The organism is Flavobacterium terrisoli (genome assembly GCF_030167905.1).
Classification (GTDB): domain Bacteria; phylum Bacteroidota; class Bacteroidia; order Flavobacteriales; family Flavobacteriaceae; genus Flavobacterium; species Flavobacterium terrisoli.
This window is the reverse complement of sequence record NZ_JARGNA010000005.1, coordinates 191183-209230: the sequence shown is the minus strand read 5'-3', so window position 1 is coordinate 209230 and position 18048 is coordinate 191183. Positions and strand designations below refer to the sequence as shown.

Here is an 18048-nt window from a genome sequence, read left to right as displayed (position 1 = left end):
ATGACAGATTCCTTAAAAGACAAAGCCATTTTCTTTGGCGCCGCAATAGGTTGGTTTGCCGTAATCATGCAATTTGTGCTGATGATGCAAAACCGGGTAGAATCCTTAACCGAAACCACCATTCGTTTTTTTAGCTATTTTACCATACTGACGAATTGTTTGGTTATCCTTTATTTTACCGTAATCTGGCACAAAAAACCTGCTTTCCTCCTAACCCGGTTTGAGAAACCCGGTTTCTTAACTGCAATAACACTTTACATTACCACGGTTTTCTGTGTGTATCAATTCATTTTGCGTGGCATTTGGGAACCAACCGGCATGCAACGATTAGTAGATGAATTGCTCCACTCATTCATGCCTTTGTATGTGATTGCCTATTGGTTAGCTTACGAGAACAAAAAAGACGTTTTCTGGAGATCTGTTCCTGGTTGGTTGGTTTTCCCTTTACTCTATTTGATTTATATTCTTTTACGAGGAGACATTTCTGGGTTTTATCCTTATCCTTTTGTGAATGTTTATGAATTTGGAATGGAAAAAGTATTGGTCAACAGTGGTGTTTTATTATTGGCTTTTGTAGTATTGGCTATCTTGTTTGTCGCCATCGGAAAATCAATCAGCAAGCCTAAAACTCAAAATAATACAGCTCCGGATTCTTAACCTTGGTTATATCCAAAACCGCATTTTTGTCGTACGCCTTCCATGGTGCATTGGAAAAGAAATACAATCGGTTTCCAACCATCGTTGCCAGCGCCGGTTCGTCAAATTCAGGACGGCTATTGTCAAGAATACTGAAACTTTCAATTTCGTTTTGAGCGGCATTCAAATTAAATTGCGTCAGTCTTATTGGTGTAACGCCATTTTGCACGGCTATCAATTTGTTTTTGTAAAATACTAATCCATCTATTCCTTTTCCAATGGTTCCTTCGGGAAGGGTCAACCAGGTTTTGGATTGGGTTTTCATATCGACTACTGCAATTCCTTTCAAATAATCGGCAATAAAGAGTTGGTCTTCTTTGTCATTCATTGCAATGCCCTGCAAATTGAAGCCTTCGTTTTCAAAAGACAAAAACATTTCCATTTTATCATTTTCGATTTTGTAAAGCATTGGTTTGGCACTATCAGAAATATAAACTACATTGTTTTTGGCCACATAAATATCCCCAAAAACGTGATTGCCATCCACATTAAAACGCTTGACAATTTGCTTGGTTTTTATATCTATTTTCAGGATTTCTCCTTTAACATCAAGTGCTGCCGAATAATTTTCCATTTCCGGCATCGCCGAAGTGGCCACCCATAAATATTGTTCTTTGGCATCGGCTTTCATGGCAAACACAGCCAACATATCTTCGGTTTTTAACCAATCGCTGCAAATGCCGGTTTTGAGATCAAACGAGACAATCTTTCTTTTATGAATACTCGATGCCAGCCAGGTTTTTGATTTGGATAGATAAGTCAAACCTTCGGTATGCAGATCCTTTTCGGATAAAGTCACTGCTTTTTTGGAATGGGCAACCAAAATACTTTGGTTTGCTTTGAGCTGCAAAACGGCTTTGAAACCTTCGGTATTTTGGAGCGAATTAAAATCGGCGTCTTTTTCAAAATCATTGGCATTGTTCATCAAAACCACTTTTTTCAATACTGCTAAAGATTCATCGGTTTTGCCATTCAACGCATAGGCTGAAGCCAGATTATAGGTAAATGTTGGGTGAAATGGCCTGATGCTGTCGAGCGTTTTGGTCAGTTTTAGAAAAGTTGCGTAGTCTTTGGCTTCATAAGCTTTGATACTGTTATTGTACAATTCTCTTTGGGATTGTGCCGAAACCAAAGCACTTATAAAAATTGACAGCAAGTATAAATATTGTCTCATAGTGATGAATTTAAGGCCGATAACCGTTTGACGCATAAAAGAAGAATTTATTACAATCCCAATAAAAATCCTTTTTGCTTTTTGACTATTTTTACGCAACCACATTACAACTCCAATGAAACAACGTGATCAAACCCTCAAAGAAGAACTGGCCAATGCTATTTCGCATGGATTAGGTGTGCTGTTTTGTATTATTGCGATGCCCATTGTATTGGCTATCACTTATGACAATAAAGACTTAACCACTTTTTATTCCGTGGCTGCTTTTGCCGTTGGGATGTTTTTAGTTTACAGTTGTTCTACCTTCTATCATTTTACCCAAAAAGAAAAATCTAAAAGCCTTCTCAAAATTGCGGATCACATTAGTATATATTTTCTAATTGCCGGAACTTACACGCCTTTGATGATAAAATATTTACCGGCAGAAACGGGTTTTGTATTTCTGACGACCATGTGGACTATAGTTTTCTTGGGTATGTTTTTCAAAATCTTTTTTATCAATCGATTTGAATGGTTATCCGTGGTGTTGTATTTGGTAATGGGTTGGATGATTGTTTTTGTGATTAAACCTTTGATAAATTCAGTTCCGTTGGAAGTATTTTGGTGGATATTGTCAGGTGGTTTAAGTTATACTATTGGTGTTTATTTTTATGTCAAAAGTTATAAACTCTATTTTCACACCATTTGGCACGGCTTTGTATTATTAGGCACTGTCCTTCATTTTGTGGCCATCTGCAAAAGTCTTTAATTTTCTATGGAAATATTTATCATTTCAATTGTCGCTTTTATTGTTGCCATTCTCACCTTTTTTTCAGGGTTTGGTTTAGGAACCATTTTAACACCGGTATTTATGATGTTCTTTCCGGTGAATATTGCTATCGGACTGACGGGTGTTGTTCATTTCTTCAATAATATCTTCAAACTGATTTTAGTGGGCAAAAAAGCCGATAGAAATGTTGTACTGCGTTTTGGAATTCCTGCCATAATCGCTGCGGTTTTAGGTTCGTGGTTGCTTTTGAATATTTCAGCTATGGAACCGCTTTTTACCTACAATCTTTTTGACAAAACCATTGAAGTCTTTCCTGTTAAGTTTACCATAGCTTTATTGCTAATTCTATTTGCTTGTCTTGACCTTATTCCTTATTTCAGTAAATTGGAATTTGGCAAAGAAAAACTACCGCTTGGCGGTATTTTAAGTGGTTTTTTTGGTGGATTGGCTGGCGTTCAAGGCGCATTGCGAAGTGCTTTTCTCATCAGAGCCGGATTGTCTAAAGAATCTTTTATAGCCACGACTGTGGTAGTTTCTACCTTTGTGGATATTACTCGATTAAGTGTCTACACTACACGATTCGACAAGGCCGGATTGACCGACAACTTGACTTTAATTAGCTGTGCCACCTTGTCGGCTATTGCTGGCGCTTACATTGGTAACCAATTATTAAAAAAGGTTACCTTACATTTTGTAAAAATAACGGTTGCCATCTTACTTATTATTATTTCCATAGGCTTAGGCTCAGGATTATGGTAATTTTCACACAACCCATTTTTACATTAATATAGGAATTATAAAAATAACCTTAAGAATTCTACAACAACATAACTGATTGAATTTCGGAACTTTGCTCAAAAATAAGATGCAAACCGATGCCAATACAGCGAAAAAATTGGAGAGCGAAAAAGAACTCCCAAAATCTGTTGCTCATATCATCCTTGAAATTGTTGAATATGTGCCTCATACCATAGCGCGCAAAACCATCATTAAAAAAGCAGACAATAGCTTGACCGCTGTCTCTTTTGATGAAGGTGAAATATTTTGTGAAAAAACTACGGAAGAGGATACTTATGTTCAAGTAATTGATGGCAAAGCCGAAGTGACCATCGGAAAAAAAGATTTTAAACTCAACTTAGGAGAAAGCATTATTATTCCGCAAAACACAATGTACTGTTTTATTGCCAATGAACCCTTTAAACTGATTATAACCATAATTAAAAGTTTCACTTAACACTACTATAATTATGGCTGAGAAAACTACACAAGAACAATTAAAAGAAGTTCGTCAAGAAGTAAATTTAAATCAAAAAGCATTAGAAAAATGTAATGAAGATTTATTTATTGCCAATGAAAAAGTAGACAAAAGTATCATTGATAAGGAAAAAGTTTCTATCGCCTTAAACAGCGATTTGGAACAAATTATGTTCACTATCTCACACAGAGTAAGAAGTTCGGTGGCTAATATTTTAGCCATTTCAACTTTAATTAATGAGGATGTGACTATTGAAACGAATGAACTAAAAGAAATGCTTACCATCATTATTACCTCTGCTGAATCGTTGAACAAAGCCACCGAAGAATTATCAAAATTCATAAGAACCCGAAAAAGGGTAATATAAATCAATATTAAAACACCTATAACTAAGTTGTGAGAGTGGCTTTTTTTATGATTTTCGGCTTAATTATATGGATAAAAATATTTTAAGTAATCGACTAATTTTATTTTTCTAACTTTGTCATTGTAACAAAATGCATGCTGCAACTACCTATACCCCAAAATGTTGCGAAAAAATCCAACCAACACTTGGCAAAACCATAAAGAATGAAGGCAGACCTGCACATTCCCGTTAGTTCTCCGCTAAAAGAATACATTACCGCCATTTGGGAAGTGTATGGACAGCGCTATCTTACGGAAACCATATTACCCAAAGGCATTTTTGAAATGGTTTTTAACCTAGCCGATGATATGGACGGTATTTTGCCGTTTGCACACCAATTGATACGCACGCCAAAATGCTTTATACAGGGCATTAATACACAGGTAATCAACGCCAATTATCATGGGCAACAGCATTTGTTTGGCATTCGCCTGCAACCGCATATGGTTCAGAGTTTATTGGGGATTATGCCTTCTGAACTGAATAACATCATTGTTGATCTGACCCTAATCAAACCCGAATTTAATCTCATTTGGGAACAACTAATCGAAGCGCAATCATTTGAAGAACGGGTTAGAATCATCGAAACGCTATTTCCCATATTGGAAGAAACAGATTCTATTCGAACCAAAAAATTATCCACTCTTTTCTTATCCAATTCGATTGAGAACTTCCAATCTGTAGACCGACTCACCGAACAGGTTTATTATTCATCCCGTCACCTCAACCGAAAAGTGCACAGTATCTTCGGTATGTCGGCTGAGGAACTGGTGATCTACAAGAAGTTTTTGCACTCTGTAAATCTGATGCATGGCGAAAAAACGACACTCACCGATATTGCTTACCGTTCCGGATTTTATGACCAATCGCATTTCAGCCGTGTTTTTAAAAACTACTCCGGAATAACCGCCAAAGCTTACCAAAACCAAAAAGGCGAACTGCCATTCCACTTGTTTAGCTAATTTTTCCTCTGTTTTCTACTGACTTTATATCGCATCCTGAAAGATGTCCGATATATACAATTTTTGATTTGACCTACTTCCGACATTTGCACCGAGTTTAATCATTAAATCAAGAAAAAATGTTAAAAAAAATCATTAAAAAATCAGCTATGTATTTTGTTATTGCCCTTTTCGCCTACTTAGCCATTGGTTATTTGTTCCATCTGGTTATTTTTCCCGAAAGTAAACCCGATGTTACAACCTACTTCCAACCCGGACAAACCTTTTTCAGTAAAACGGAAGGAGTTCATCAAACTGTGGTCAAACAAGAAAACGGAATGGTTTATTGCTCTACCATTATTGATCCTTTTGCCGATGGCCCGCCAAAACACGTCCACACCGATTTTGACGAACGCTTTGAGGTGACCAACGGGGAATTATCAGTTTGGGTTGATGGAAAAGTGGTCAAATTAAAACCGGGCGATTCCTTATTTGTTCCTCGAGGTACACCACACAAGCCATTCAATGAAACCAATGAAACGATAGTAACAAAAGGAACCATTGCGTTTCCTGAAAAATTTGCTTACTACTTGACACAAGTTTATGGTGTAATGGATAACGAGCCTAATTTTGGCAAAACTCCTGAAACCGCTTTTCAGATGGCCTTGTTTAGTTCGGCAGGTTTTGATTCCTATTTGGCCGACGGACCGCCGGTTGGTGTGCAAAAGGCAACCGGATTTTTACTTACACCGGCCATCAGACTTGCAGGTTATAAAAGCTTTTATCCGGAGTATGATATTCGAAAGAACCAAAAAGAAGTATCCCAAAATAAGCATTAATGCTATGACAGCAGCACGACAATTTTAGCATTTATGCAAATCCAATACGCTTATTAACAATTTCATAATCCGGAAAACAGCCAAATGAGGCTAAAATACTTTATCTTTATGTAAACTCCGGAACAATGGAAACCAACTGGATCATAATAGTCACTGTATTGATTGTTGCTTTTGGATTGATAGCCTATCTGATTCGCCAAAATCAAAAAGACAAAGAAGACGTCACAGAACATTTTAATGCCGATGCTTCTGAATTTATTGAAGAAGACGAATTGAACAACGAAAGATAGTGCTGTAATTCTGTCAGCATAACAACTAAAACTCTTTTCCCTTATTTGGGACAGGAGTTTTTTGTTTGCTATAAAACAACAGTGGTAATCTCATAAAATTTATAAATAATTGATTTTTAAACTATTAAATTTTCTATATTTGGATAAAACATATCAATATGAGAATAACATTATTTTTTATTTTGCTTCCTTTTTTGGGAATGGGCCAAACCAAAATAGGCTCAGATATCAATGGTCTAACTGAAGGTGAAAATAACGGCAGAAGTGTTTCGATTTCGGCAGATGGCACCATCGTAGCTGTTGGCGCCCATCTGAATGACAATAACGGAACCGATTCAGGTTGTGTACGTGTCTATAAAAACATTTCAGGATCTTGGATCCAACAAGGAGCTGATATCAATGGAGAAGCCACCGGAAACCAATCCGGTTATAGTGTTTCACTATCTTCAGACGGAACCACAATTGCGATTGGTGCGCCAAAAAATAATACCAATGGAACCAATTCGGGTCATGTGCGCATCTATAAAAACATAGCCGGGGTTTGGACACAAATAGGGAATGACATCGACGGACAAACTGCCGGTGACCAATCGGGGTTTAGTGTTGCTTTATCGGCAGATGCGACCACAGTAGCCATTGGTTCTCCTTATAATACCAATAATGGGAACGACTCAGGATTGGTGCGTGTTTATAAAAATATAGCAGGAACCTGGACACAACAGGGAACCGATATCAACAGCGGTAATTTTTATGATGCTTCCGGGAGAAGTGTTGTTATTTCATCAGACGGAACAGTTGTCGCTATTGGCGCACCTTATAATTCTTTAAACGGAGGTTATTCTGGTCGTGTTCGGGTGTATAAAAACATAGCCGGGGTTTGGACTCAGGAAGGATTAGATATCCGAGGTGTGAGTGCCAACAATATTTCAGGTTTTAATATTTCGATGTCTTCGGATGGCACTACTATAGCCATTGGCGCTATTGGCACCGGGAACAATTCAGGTCAGGTAAGAGTATTTAAAAATATAGCAGGCGAATGGATACAGGATGGCAATAACATTAATGGTGAAGCTACGAATGACACTGCCGGAAGGAGTGTTTCCATATCTGCTGATGGAACAGTGGTTGTCGTAGGTGCTGACGGAAATGATGGCAACGGAACCGGATCGGGTCATGCCAGAGTTTATAAAAAAACAGCCGGGGTTTGGACACAAGTTGGAATTGATATCGATGGTGAAACTGCCGATGAAAATTCAGGGTTTAGCATTGCACTGGCCGCTGACGGCAATACGGTTATCGTTGGTGCTCCATACAACAGCACTAATGGCACAAGTTCGGGTGTGGCACGTGTTTATGATATCGCTCCACTTTTATCCTCTGATAGTTTTGTGTTGTCTCATTTCAATGTCTATCCAAATCCGGCCCCGAACATTTTAAATATTCAGTTATCCGATGGCTTAACCTTGGAAAAGGTAACATTATACAGCAATCTGGGACAAGTTGTTAAGGAAGCCAAATCAAACACGATTGATGTTTCGTCTTTAGCGCAAGGCACTTATTATGCTGAAGTGTTAACCAATAAAGGAAAATCGGCAAAAGCAATAATAATCGAATAACAAGCTATTATTCATAAAAACAAAAAAGCAGCGTTAAGCTGCTTTTTTTATACTGTATATTTTTGCTTTTAGTCTTTCAAAGAAGCCATATCAATAACAAAACGATAACGAACGTCACTTTTCAGCATTCTTTCATAGGCATCGTTAATATCCTGCATTTTGATGATTTCTATTTCGGAAACAATATTGTGTTTCCCACAGAAATCAAGCATTTCCTGAGTTTCAGCTATTCCTCCAATCAAAGAAGCAGCGACTGATTTTCTGCCCATGATCATTGGAACCGTATTTAAAATGGGCTCTAATCCGCCAAGATAACCCACCAAAACTAAAGTTCCGCTGATGCCTAAAGTCCCAACGTATGGATTCACATCGTGTACATAAGGAACGGTATCAATAATCACATCAAACTTTCCGGCTACGGAAGCCATTTGGGCATCATCTGTAGAAATGATTACGGCATCTGCACCTAAGTCTAAAGCATCTTTTTCTTTGCCCGGTGTTCTGGAGAAAAGCGTTACTTCTGCCCCTAACCCTTTGGCGAGCTTAATGGCCATATGTCCTAATCCGCCTAAACCTACTACGGCTACTTTGGTTCCTTTGCCCACATTCCAGTGGCGTAATGGTGACCAAGTCGTGATGCCTGCACAAAGTAAGGGTGCTACGGCAGCCAAATCCAAATTGGCCGGTATACTCAAAACAAAATGCTCATCAACCACAATTTTCTGGGAATAACCGCCATGCGTTGGTTGATTTAAATGTTTGTCATAACCGCCATAAGTGCCAACCCAGCCATTTAAGCAATATTGCTCCAGGTCTTTTTCGCAGCTTTTACAGGTGCGGCAGGAATCGACCAAGCAACCCACGGCTGCAAAATCGCCTACTTTTAATTTGCTGACGCCGCTGCCAACTCTGGTTACTTTACCCACAATTTCGTGACCCGGAACTACCGGATAAGTGGTCATTCCCCAATCGTTTCTTGCAAAGTGCAAATCGGAGTGGCAAACGCCACAATACATAACTTCAATTTCAATATCGTTTGCCAAAACGTCTCTGCGCTCGATATTCATTTGGGCTAAAGGTGCATCCGGTGCGCCTGCTGCATAAGCTTTTACATTTGTTGTTGCCATTTTTTATAGTTGTTGTTTGATTGTGAATTTATCTTTTAAAGATAATGATAATTGATAGCGTGGCAAAATTTGATTTATTAACTTTTTGTAATCTTTTTTATATATTAGCTAAGCGATTTATGATGGCTAATATTCAAATTGAAAATTCAGATGGAAGAAAAGAAATTCGTTTTTAAGAGAGGATTTAGCGATGGTCATTCCAGAGAATTGATTTTTAACGAGAACTTTTTGAAAATTGAAGACAAAGATTCTGAAAACCCATACACGATTTTCACAAAAGATGAAATTAAAGATTATAGATATGGAATTCGTTGGATTCGATTTGAACTTACATATGGAAGAGAATATCAGATATTCATTCGTAGTAAAGAAAATAAGATTATAAAAATTAGTTTCAAATCATATTTAGGTCGCAAAAGAGAAACTCTTCATAAGTTATACGCAGAAATTGTTGATGGTTTATGGGATTATTATTTTGTCCATATTATTAATGATTGCATTGAAAAACATAACGCTGATGAAGAATTTTCGATTGGGGATGTTTTATTTAGCAAAGATTTTATTGAATTAAATGTAAGTGGATTTTTTAATCAAAAAAGGATTATTATTCCTTGGGAAAAAGTTAGAACAAAAAATTATCATACTTATTTTTCAATATATTCAACTGAGAATGCAGCGGAAATAAATAGAGGTTATAATTACAAAGACGACTGGAATACTAGTGTTTTATATAGTGTTATAAGAGCTATATTACAGAAGAAAGGAATCGAAAAGTATAAATAAAACAACAAAACTAATGGCAAAGCTAATTATCAATTGTTCATTACTTTTTCTTTCACTTTTAATCACTTCCTGCAACAAGCAAAAGAGAGCCGATAATTTAGCCGAAAGCACAACCCAGAAGACAGAAGCCAACAGTAATACTTTCGAAGCCAATAAAGTAACCGAAATTGACCCAAACATCTGCAGTATTTTTCAGGATAGTAAAGGCAATTATTGGTTTGGCACCAATGGTTCAGGTGTATATTGCTATGATGGAAAAACCATAATTCAGTTCACAGATAAAGACGGTTTGTTTAATAATCAAGTGCAGCATATTCAGGAGGACAAGTTTGGTAATCTTTGGTTTGGCACCGGTTTGTTTGGTGTCAGCAAATTTGACGGGCAGATTTTTACCACATTCACCAATGAAAACAATTTGGGATTAGACAATACGAATGAAAACAAATGGAAAATTGAAGCCAACGATTTGTGGTTCTATGCCGGTGGCGGCGTTTATCATTATGGCTCTACTTCATTTGCCTATTTGCCATTAGCCCAAAATATTGCTGATTCAAAAAACTCACAAAACAATCCTTACAATCTCAGCCCTTATGCGGTTTATAGCATCCTGAAAGATAAAAAAGGAAATCTCTGGTTTGGTACACAATCTCAGGGCGTTTGCCGTTATGATGGAAAATCGTTTACCTGGTTTACTGAAAAAGGTTTGGCTGGTCCGGCTGTGTTGGGCATATTCGAAGACAGTAAGGGTAACATTTGGTTTGGAAATAATGGCGGCGGTTTATTCAAATATGATGGAAAAGAGTTGACCAATTTCACCACAGAAAAAGGGCTGGGTAATGCCGAATTCAAAGCTTCCGGAAAGTCAAATCCAAACTCTCTTGCACGTGTCTATTCGATAAACGAAGATAACAACGGCAACCTTTGGATAGGAACTGTTGATGCAGGTGTTTGGCAATATGATGGAAACAAACTTACGAATTACAATACAAAAGACGGACTAAGCAGTAATGCAGTCAATATCATTTACAAAGATAGAAAAGGCGAACTTTGGTTTGGCACCGATCAAAATGGGATTTACAAATTCAATGGAAAATCTTTTGAAAAATTCATACCTTAATCATTAATCAAAAATCAAAATCACATGAAAACAATTTACTTACTTATTGCAGCTGTACTTCTAATCGGTTGTGCGGCAAAATTCACTGAAACCCAATCGGGTTTGCGGTACCGCATTTTGGAAAAAGGTACCGGGCCACAAGCCAAAGCCGGTGACGAAGTCCTGATTTACGAAACAACCAGTTACCGCAACGGAACCGTTTTGTATTCCAATTACAATTCAACTTCACCTGTGAAAGTTCTGATTGGCGGTAATCAGGCGACTCAAGCGGTTGATGAAGGTTTGAGAGGCATGCGCGTTGGAGAAGTGCGTGAACTTATTGCGGCGCCCAACTTAGTCAAACGAAAAAGCTATCCGCCAAATGTTTCCCCTGATTCTATTTTAGTAATCAAAATGAAGCTCGATAAAATCCTATCGAAATAAAGATTGCAAACCTTACTTTTTACCCTTATAAATATCCAATTCATTGATCTGGTCTTTATAATCGGAAGGCAAAAGTACACTCTTGAGTAGCCAATCCATTTTCATCAGTCGGCTTACTTTATACACAGGAACAACCGGTATCAGCAATGAAAATTCACTAAACTGCAGCATCGTTTTTACCCTGTCGGGACAAACTAATTTCTGACCTTCAACGAGTACCTTAAAACGCATAGCGCCAAGGTGTTTTTTGTATTGCTTAAAGAGATCGGCTGTATATTCGCTCTTTTGTAAATCGGCTATTAAATGGGCTTCTCTTACCGGTAACCATTCAATATAGGTTGGTGGCAATTCTTTCAATCCCATTCTGACACCAACTCGGTAAAAGACATTGTAAACTTCTTCCTTTTCTGCTTCAGTCAATTTCTTTTCGAGTAATTCATAAGCTGCAATAGAATAATGAATCAGCATAAACAGTACATCGCGATAAGCCCAATCGGGTATGGTAGCACCACGATTTTCTTCTACGGCTGCATGAATTTTACGCATCGTGTCAATCGCTTTATTAGCCTCTTCCATCGGAGCGAAAACAATCATTCGGGCATATCTGACAGTAGAAAATAATCTTCCTAAAGGATCTGAAGGCAATCTACCGGTAAAATACAGCCAATCCACTGCTTTATTCAGCGCAAATTCAGCTGCTGCACCTCCAAAAATAAAAAGGATGGTGTCGCTCTTACCCCAAATTTTTCTAACAATCGAATGTTCTTCAACAAATAATTCCATGACTTCAAACTAATTTTCAACAAATGTAAAAAAATTAATTAAAAGTACTTTGTATTTCAAAGTTATTTTTACATTTGCAATAAATTGAACTGTAAAATTTATTTATAACTTTAAAAACCAAATGATTATGACACAGAATAATTTAAACGCAAAGCCTATTGACAAAGCATTACTTCTTAAAAGAATGTTCTTAGGTGCCGGAATTGGATTGATTGTAATCTCCATTTTTGTGTTTCCTACTGAACCTAAACCTGAATGGGGAAAATTTTGGATGATCAGACCATTAATCATAACTCCATTAGCCGGAGCAACAGGTGGTGCATTCAGTTACTATATGAATCACATAACAACTAAAGGCAGTGCAAACAGATTTGCCGCTAACATATTAAGCGTTATAGTATTTTTAATCGGGATTTGGATGGGAATTGTCTTGGGATTAGACAGTACACTTTGGGATTAAAACTCCTTTCTAAATCCACAATTCTTCTCTATCTTTGCCCTAACTAAATCGATATAGTAATGGAAGAATGCATTTCGGTATTTGATATGCTCAAAATAGGCGTTGGACCGTCCAGCTCCCATACTCTTGGCCCTTGGCGTGCCGCAGAACGCTTTTTAAACGAACTACAAGCTGATAATCACTTAGATAAAGTAAAAGCCATTCAGGTTGACTTATACGGCTCGTTATCGCTTACCGGCAAAGGCCACGCGACTGATTATGCGGTGATGTTGGGATTAAGTGGTCAGGATCCCGAATATATCCCCGTGCAAAACATCGACTCCATTATAAAAACGATTAAAAAAACCCACCAAATCAATTTGGCCAATCAGTTTCCGATTCCTTTCGATCCTGAAACTGATATTGTCTTCAATAAAAACTTTTTGCCGTTTCATGCCAATGGAATGACTTTTACGGTTGAAACCAGCGAAGGCAAAACCATCATTTCCACCTTCTACTCTATCGGTGGTGGATTTGTGGTCAAAGAAGAGCGCATCAACGCCAGAAAAAAACACCAGATTAAATGTGCATTTCCTTTTCCGATTCAGAATGCGGAAGAGTTACTTCAATATACCATCAGTCAAAAGAAATCCATTTCGGAAATTGTTTATGCCAATGAAATTTCCATGCGTCCCGAAGCAGAAGTCCACAGCGAACTGATGCGCATTTGGAACACCATGTTGGAATGCATGTACATTGGTTGTCATTCCGAAGGAATCCTTCCGGGTGGTTTAAATGTACGTCGTCGTGCGTTTGACATGCACCAGGGCTTGATTGGTTTGGCCAATTATTCCAATCCTCAGGAATGGCTTGAAACCATTCGCAAAACTGAAGTAAAGTTCAGGCAAATCCTCAAATGGGTAAGCTGTTTTGCTTTGGCTGTCAATGAAGTCAATGCGGCTTTAGGAAGAGTTGTAACAGCGCCAACCAATGGTAGTGCCGGCGTTATTCCATCGGTATTGATGTATTATATGGTGATTGAAAACCACAAAGCCGACGAAAAACAAATCAAACAATTCCTGATGGTGGCCGGAGAAATCGGAAGCATCTTCAAGAAAGGTTCAACCATATCTGCTGCCATGGGTGGTTGCCAGGCCGAAATCGGCGTTTCCTCGGCGATGGCTGCGGGTGCCTTATGCGAAGTCATGGGCGGAACACCTGAACAGGTTTTAATGGCTGCCGAAATTGCCATGGAGCATCACTTAGGTTTAACTTGTGATCCAATTGGCGGATTGGTCCAAATTCCGTGCATCGAACGCAATACGATGGGTGCTATCAAAGCCATCAACGCCGCTGAACTCGCGATGGAAACCGATGCCAAAAATGCCAAAGTACCATTGGACAAAGTAATCGATACCATGTGGCAAACGGCTAAGGACATGAATTCCAAATACAAAGAAACCTCCGAAGGAGGTCTCGCTGTAGCTGTGAATATGGCAGATTGTTAAATTCCTTTCAATCTCAATACGTTTTTTTATAAATGAAAGAATTATGCAATTTTCTTCAAGAATTGTATAATGCAATTATACAATTGTGCCGGTATCTTCGTTCACTCAAAAGATACCATGAAAAAATCCAAATACATATATTATCTTGATGTTGAAAATGAAGATTTGTATTTCTTCAAACATGCCATAGAAGGTTTAGGACATAAGATTTCTATTTATAGAGATGGTCATAAAATGATGCAGGACTTGAGCAAATCGGAAACCAAACCTGATATTCTTTTTTTGGGTAGCAACATGCCTATTTTGCAGGGCAAAGAATTGATTATGATATTAAAAAATTCAAAAGAATTAAACCACATTCCTGTGATAATCATCACAAGCGCATTACCTAGAAAATTAATGAAAAGTTATGCAGATGCAGGAATAAAGCATATTATGAAACGAACCCATCCTGAAGATTATAGTGTCGCTTTTAAAGAAGTGCTGGAAATGAAGTTTGCGTAATTATGCTTATAATCTAAAATTAACGGCTAAAGTTATCCTGTGTTCATTTTTCTGCAACTCAGCTGCCCAAGGCGTTGCACCTTCAGGTCCGTTTACATAACCGCTTGGTGAAGTCGTACCACCGGAAGATGTAAAATAAGGAATCGAACTATTGCGATAACCATATTCCAATCGGAACGTTACATAATCATTTGGCATTACATCAAAAGTAGCGGTAAACTGGAATAACCTCAACTTTTCATCATTGGCTATAGCCAAATCAAAATTATTGGGTACATCACCTGAAATAGCCGGTGTAAATGCTAGATAGGGCGCTACATTCACTCCATTCACCACCGATTGATTGGTCAGATAATCTCCGCGTAAAGTCAGCGCTAATTTGTTTTGGCGAAACCAAACCCTATTCGCTACCGAAGTTCCAATCATGAAATTTTCTGAAGCTTTTACCCTATCATTGGTTTCATTATTGCTCTGAAAACCATAATGGGAATTGATACTAAAAGCCGCCTGCGAAATGCCTTTCGCCTTTGGATTCTTATAATAACGAGCTACGACACTATTGTCGTGATGAAACCGTTTGCGATTGGATTGATTGCCAAACGCATCGGGATTTTGAGTGTCTTTGCCATAATAAAAATTGGCTACCAACTGCAAATTTTCATTCGGGCGATAATAATTGGAATTACCGATACCCAGGCCGTTACTCGAACTGTTGTAGGTTTGCCAACCGTTGAGCAGCCATAATTCGGTTTTGAATTTTTGTGATGGATACAATTGAACACGCGCGCCGGAGAAATAAAACGGCGTAAAGTCGCAAACCATGCTTCGTTGGTAACTCCAGTTTTCCTGCGTGATATAACTTTCTAAACCAATATAACTCATAAAGATTCCCATTTCAACATTCAAACCATACAAGACATCAAAATGATAACCGGCTGCGGCTTCACGGATGTTTTTCAGATTATTTATACTGGTATTTCTGCCATGATTCACCGAACCATCCAAATCCTGAATAATTGAACCCATTTGTCCATATTGCAGCCAAAGTCGCCCAATAACATTCTTATAATTGGTTTCTATGCCAATGCTGGCAAGGTTTACCGTAAATTCATTGTGACGACCAATCGTGGAGGAAATAGTTTGGGTATTGTCAATCGGGTTGGCAAAATTATAGTTGTAATAAGTGTCCAAATAAGCAACACCTGTGAGTATGGTTTCTTCTTTATCTTTAAATGTCAGCGGAAAATGCTTTTGACGATTCTGACCATTGATCCAAGTCAAATCCATACCGTCAAACGGAATCCCGGAAGTAATGGTGTCTTTTTGCGCAAAGCAATTGATGGTTGTTAAAGCGGCAAGAGTAATTAATGTGTTCTTCATTTTTATTTTCTGTTTAGTTCTAAATTAGTTACGGGTGAATACACCATTGGGTATTCTTCGATTTCGACATCAGTTCGGTCTAGGCCGAAAGCTTTTTCATCGGAAAGGGATAATTTTTTGAGCCAGAAATAGGATGTCAGCAACCAACCTTCTTTCAGGGCAAATTCGTTTTCAACAGAGATGAATTTCTCGATAATGACAAATTTATAATCGGGTTCGGCATTGTATTTTGTAGAACCATCGGGGCGAATATGCAAGTTGAGTTCTTTGCGTTCGACCAGTTCCTGTACAATTTTTTTGAAGTACAACTCGACTTTCGGCTGTACACGGAAGCCAACATTGAGTACAACCTTAATCACTTTATCATCCAATAATTCGACGACTTCATAATTGAGCGTAAACGGTTCGTTCGTACGATTGATATGGAGAAACCAATAGACATCGGCTCTTTTTGGCTTTTTGGCAAAAATGGATTTGATGATTTTTTCCTCTATTTCATAGGTTTTATTGGCTTTTGACAAGTAAATCAAATGTGTGGCGTACTTCGAAATCCCATCGTCAGTACTGAGTTCTTGAAGCATTGGCGTTTGCTCGACTAAATTGGTGAACTTCAGAAAACGGTTGTTGATTTTTCGGGAATAGTACCAAACATACATCACCATAAAAATGAACAACTCAAAGAAAAGAAACATCCATCGCTCCTTGATTTTGACAATATTGGCCACAAAAAAGGAAACTTCAATAACAGAAAAAACCATAAGCATTAAAATCACCCAACTCATTTTTACTTTTTTGATAAAAATCAAATAATAAGACAATAAAACTGTGGTCATCAGCATGGCAATCGTAATGGAGAAACCATAGGCAGCTTCCATATGCGCAGAATTTTTAAAGTATAAAATCATTAAAACACAACCGATCCAAAGTATAGTATTGACTGATGGAATATAAATCTGTCCTTTTAAATTGGTTGGATTTTTTAAGGCTACACGCGGCCAAAAGTTGAGCGATATCGCTTCATTAATTAATGTAAACGAACCGCTGATTAAGGCTTGTGACGCAATAATAGCGGCCAAAGTGGCTATGACAATTCCGATGAGTAGAAACCATTGCGGCATAATCGTGTAGAACGGATTTTGACCGTTTAAAAACTGATTAGGTTGGTGCATTAACCAAGCGCCTTGACCCAAATAATTGATCAACAAAGCCGACTTTACAAATATCCAGGTGATGCGAATATTTTTTCTACCGCAATGCCCAAGGTCAGAATACAAGGCTTCAGCTCCTGTCGTACAAAGGAAAACAGCTCCAAGCAGCCAAAACCCATGAGGATATTCGACCAACAAACGATAAGCATAAACAGGATTTAGTGCTTTTAAAATATCGGGATGGTGAATGATTTGCGACAAACCTAAAACCATCAGCATCGTAAACCAAACCACCATGGCCGGTCCAAAAATGTAACCCACTTTTTGCGTACCAAAACGTTGAAAAATAAACAAACCGGAAAGTATCGCAATTACGATTGGTATCGTTGGCAAATGCGGCACCAACGCTTCCAATCCTTCAACTGCCGAAGCTACAGAGATTGGCGGTGTAATAATGCCATCGGCTAATAACGTTGTGGCGCCGAGTATCGTCGGAATGACTAATTTCCCCTTACCAAATCTTTTGACCAAAGCATACAATGAGAAAACACCACCTTCACCATGGTTATCGGCTGAAAGCGTCAGCAAAACGTATTTAAAAGTCGTTTGAAAGGTTAGCGTCCAAAACACGCAGGAAATTCCGCCATAGACTAGTAATTCGGTGATGCTTCTGTCACCAATAATGGATTTCATTACGTATAACGGACTGGTTCCGATGTCGCCATAAATGATTCCGAGTGCGACTAACAGTGAGGCTGCGGTGATTTTTTGCTTTACAGTTGTATTCATTTTTGTTTAAATTTTAATTATTTTTTGGCATGCGAATGCCCAGGCGAAGACCAAAAGTGGT

The 18048-nt window shown here is 38.1% G+C and carries 20 protein-coding genes; 15 read left to right on the top strand and 5 right to left on the bottom strand.

Annotated features, from left to right (window positions below):
• Positions 1-657 (top strand): Pr6Pr family membrane protein, encoded by a 657-nt coding sequence (locus P1K33_RS08520; protein ID WP_284652521.1) that lies wholly within the window; start codon positions 1-3, stop codon positions 655-657.
• Here P1K33_RS08520 and P1K33_RS08515 read toward each other — a convergent pair.
• Positions 623-1870 (bottom strand): YncE family protein, encoded by a 1248-nt coding sequence (locus tag P1K33_RS08515; protein WP_284652520.1) that lies wholly within the window; start codon positions 1868-1870, stop codon positions 623-625. The genes P1K33_RS08520 and P1K33_RS08515 overlap by 35 nt on opposite strands.
• A 115-nt stretch (positions 1871-1985) precedes the next feature.
• On the opposite strand from P1K33_RS08515, the gene trhA reads away from it, so the two are divergent.
• The 8 genes from trhA to P1K33_RS08475 all read left to right on the top strand — a co-directional run bounded on the left by trhA (position 1986) and on the right by P1K33_RS08475 (position 7986).
• Complete coding sequence (gene trhA / locus P1K33_RS08510) at positions 1986-2618, top strand: PAQR family membrane homeostasis protein TrhA (RefSeq protein ID WP_284652519.1); 633 nt, start codon at positions 1986-1988, stop codon at positions 2616-2618.
• Positions 2619-2624: 6 nt separating this feature from the next.
• Positions 2625-3398 carry a sulfite exporter TauE/SafE family protein gene (locus P1K33_RS08505; RefSeq protein WP_284652518.1) on the top strand — a complete coding sequence of 258 codons (774 nt, stop codon included), beginning with the start codon at positions 2625-2627 and terminating at the stop codon, positions 3396-3398.
• 76 nt (positions 3399-3474) lie between these two features.
• On the top strand, positions 3475-3873 hold the full coding sequence (locus P1K33_RS08500) for a cupin domain-containing protein (protein ID WP_284652516.1): 399 nt from the start codon (positions 3475-3477) through the stop codon (positions 3871-3873).
• Between the two features lie 13 nt (positions 3874-3886).
• The gene (locus P1K33_RS08495; RefSeq protein WP_284652515.1) at positions 3887-4261 is read left to right on the top strand and encodes a hypothetical protein; all 375 of its coding nucleotides are present in this window, start codon (positions 3887-3889) and stop codon (positions 4259-4261) included.
• Positions 4262-4464: 203 nt separating this feature from the next.
• A complete protein-coding gene (locus P1K33_RS08490) occupies positions 4465-5262 on the top strand; it encodes a helix-turn-helix domain-containing protein (RefSeq protein ID WP_284652514.1) in 798 nt (265 codons plus the stop codon).
• 119 nt (positions 5263-5381) lie between these two features.
• Positions 5382-6080 carry a cupin domain-containing protein gene (locus P1K33_RS08485; protein WP_284652513.1) on the top strand — a complete coding sequence of 233 codons (699 nt, stop codon included), beginning with the start codon at positions 5382-5384 and terminating at the stop codon, positions 6078-6080.
• A 125-nt stretch (positions 6081-6205) separates the two neighbouring features.
• Complete coding sequence (locus P1K33_RS08480; protein ID WP_284652512.1) at positions 6206-6370, top strand: hypothetical protein; 165 nt, start codon at positions 6206-6208, stop codon at positions 6368-6370.
• Between the two features lie 158 nt (positions 6371-6528).
• A complete protein-coding gene (locus P1K33_RS08475; RefSeq protein WP_284652511.1) occupies positions 6529-7986 on the top strand; it encodes a T9SS type A sorting domain-containing protein in 1458 nt (485 codons plus the stop codon).
• A 68-nt stretch (positions 7987-8054) separates the two neighbouring features.
• On the opposite strand, the gene P1K33_RS08470 is transcribed toward P1K33_RS08475, so the two are convergent.
• Positions 8055-9113, bottom strand: coding sequence for an NAD(P)-dependent alcohol dehydrogenase (locus P1K33_RS08470; RefSeq protein ID WP_284652510.1), 1059 nt, complete (start codon positions 9111-9113; stop codon positions 8055-8057).
• A gap of 150 nt (positions 9114-9263) precedes the next feature.
• Between P1K33_RS08470 and P1K33_RS08465 the strand changes: the two genes are divergently transcribed.
• The 3 genes from P1K33_RS08465 to P1K33_RS08455 are packed head-to-tail and all read left to right on the top strand — an operon-like array spanning position 9264 to position 11436.
• Positions 9264-9896 (top strand): hypothetical protein, encoded by a 633-nt coding sequence (locus tag P1K33_RS08465; protein WP_284652509.1) that lies wholly within the window; start codon positions 9264-9266, stop codon positions 9894-9896.
• 13 nt (positions 9897-9909) lie between these two features.
• Positions 9910-11013: a ligand-binding sensor domain-containing protein gene (locus P1K33_RS08460; RefSeq protein WP_284652508.1), complete on the top strand. Its 1104-nt coding sequence runs from the start codon at positions 9910-9912 to the stop codon at positions 11011-11013.
• Positions 11014-11037: 24 nt separating this feature from the next.
• Entirely contained in the window at positions 11038-11436 is a 399-nt protein-coding gene (locus P1K33_RS08455) for an FKBP-type peptidyl-prolyl cis-trans isomerase (protein WP_284652507.1), read from the top strand.
• A 12-nt stretch (positions 11437-11448) separates the two neighbouring features.
• On the opposite strand, the gene P1K33_RS08450 is transcribed toward P1K33_RS08455, so the two are convergent.
• Complete coding sequence (locus tag P1K33_RS08450) at positions 11449-12219, bottom strand: oxygenase MpaB family protein (RefSeq protein WP_284652506.1); 771 nt, start codon at positions 12217-12219, stop codon at positions 11449-11451.
• A gap of 127 nt (positions 12220-12346) precedes the next feature.
• Here P1K33_RS08450 and P1K33_RS08445 point away from each other — a divergent pair, with 127 nt between their 5' ends.
• From P1K33_RS08445 to P1K33_RS08435, 3 genes are all read left to right on the top strand, one after another.
• Positions 12347-12679, top strand: a complete 333-nt coding sequence (locus tag P1K33_RS08445) for a potassium transporter KefB (protein WP_284652505.1) — start codon at positions 12347-12349, stop codon at positions 12677-12679.
• A gap of 59 nt (positions 12680-12738) precedes the next feature.
• Positions 12739-14166, top strand: coding sequence for an L-serine ammonia-lyase (locus P1K33_RS08440; protein WP_284652504.1), 1428 nt, complete (start codon positions 12739-12741; stop codon positions 14164-14166).
• Between the two features lie 69 nt (positions 14167-14235).
• Positions 14236-14670, top strand: coding sequence for a response regulator (locus tag P1K33_RS08435; protein ID WP_284652503.1), 435 nt, complete (start codon positions 14236-14238; stop codon positions 14668-14670).
• A gap of 6 nt (positions 14671-14676) precedes the next feature.
• On the opposite strand, the gene P1K33_RS08430 is transcribed toward P1K33_RS08435, so the two are convergent.
• Both P1K33_RS08430 and P1K33_RS08425 read right to left on the bottom strand, forming a co-directional pair.
• Positions 14677-16050 carry an outer membrane beta-barrel protein gene (locus P1K33_RS08430; protein ID WP_284652502.1) on the bottom strand — a complete coding sequence of 458 codons (1374 nt, stop codon included), beginning with the start codon at positions 16048-16050 and terminating at the stop codon, positions 14677-14679.
• A 2-nt stretch (positions 16051-16052) separates the two neighbouring features.
• Positions 16053-17987 (bottom strand): KUP/HAK/KT family potassium transporter, encoded by a 1935-nt coding sequence (locus P1K33_RS08425; protein ID WP_284652501.1) that lies wholly within the window; start codon positions 17985-17987, stop codon positions 16053-16055.
• Positions 17988-18048: the final 61 nt, after the last annotated feature.

Coding starts and splice junctions, on each gene's coding strand:
- P1K33_RS08465 (WP_284652509.1), top strand. CDS start 9,264: ATGGAAGAAAAGAAATTCGTTTTTAAGAGAGGATTTAGCGATGGTCAT.
- P1K33_RS08430 (WP_284652502.1), bottom strand. CDS start 16,050: ATGAAGAACACATTAATTACTCTTGCCGCTTTAACAACCATCAATTGC.
- trhA (WP_284652519.1), top strand. CDS start 1,986: ATGAAACAACGTGATCAAACCCTCAAAGAAGAACTGGCCAATGCTATT.
- P1K33_RS08495 (WP_284652515.1), top strand. CDS start 3,887: ATGGCTGAGAAAACTACACAAGAACAATTAAAAGAAGTTCGTCAAGAA.
- P1K33_RS08450 (WP_284652506.1), bottom strand. CDS start 12,219: ATGGAATTATTTGTTGAAGAACATTCGATTGTTAGAAAAATTTGGGGT.
- P1K33_RS08460 (WP_284652508.1), top strand. CDS start 9,910: ATGGCAAAGCTAATTATCAATTGTTCATTACTTTTTCTTTCACTTTTA.
- P1K33_RS08490 (WP_284652514.1), top strand. CDS start 4,465: ATGAAGGCAGACCTGCACATTCCCGTTAGTTCTCCGCTAAAAGAATAC.
- P1K33_RS08425 (WP_284652501.1), bottom strand. CDS start 17,987: ATGAATACAACTGTAAAGCAAAAAATCACCGCAGCCTCACTGTTAGTC.
- P1K33_RS08435 (WP_284652503.1), top strand. CDS start 14,236: ATGCAATTATACAATTGTGCCGGTATCTTCGTTCACTCAAAAGATACC.
- P1K33_RS08455 (WP_284652507.1), top strand. CDS start 11,038: ATGAAAACAATTTACTTACTTATTGCAGCTGTACTTCTAATCGGTTGT.
- P1K33_RS08505 (WP_284652518.1), top strand. CDS start 2,625: ATGGAAATATTTATCATTTCAATTGTCGCTTTTATTGTTGCCATTCTC.
- P1K33_RS08480 (WP_284652512.1), top strand. CDS start 6,206: ATGGAAACCAACTGGATCATAATAGTCACTGTATTGATTGTTGCTTTT.
- P1K33_RS08440 (WP_284652504.1), top strand. CDS start 12,739: ATGGAAGAATGCATTTCGGTATTTGATATGCTCAAAATAGGCGTTGGA.
- P1K33_RS08520 (WP_284652521.1), top strand. CDS start 1: ATGACAGATTCCTTAAAAGACAAAGCCATTTTCTTTGGCGCCGCAATA.
- P1K33_RS08475 (WP_284652511.1), top strand. CDS start 6,529: ATGAGAATAACATTATTTTTTATTTTGCTTCCTTTTTTGGGAATGGGC.
- P1K33_RS08470 (WP_284652510.1), bottom strand. CDS start 9,113: ATGGCAACAACAAATGTAAAAGCTTATGCAGCAGGCGCACCGGATGCA.
- P1K33_RS08485 (WP_284652513.1), top strand. CDS start 5,382: ATGTTAAAAAAAATCATTAAAAAATCAGCTATGTATTTTGTTATTGCC.
- P1K33_RS08515 (WP_284652520.1), bottom strand. CDS start 1,870: ATGAGACAATATTTATACTTGCTGTCAATTTTTATAAGTGCTTTGGTT.
- P1K33_RS08445 (WP_284652505.1), top strand. CDS start 12,347: ATGACACAGAATAATTTAAACGCAAAGCCTATTGACAAAGCATTACTT.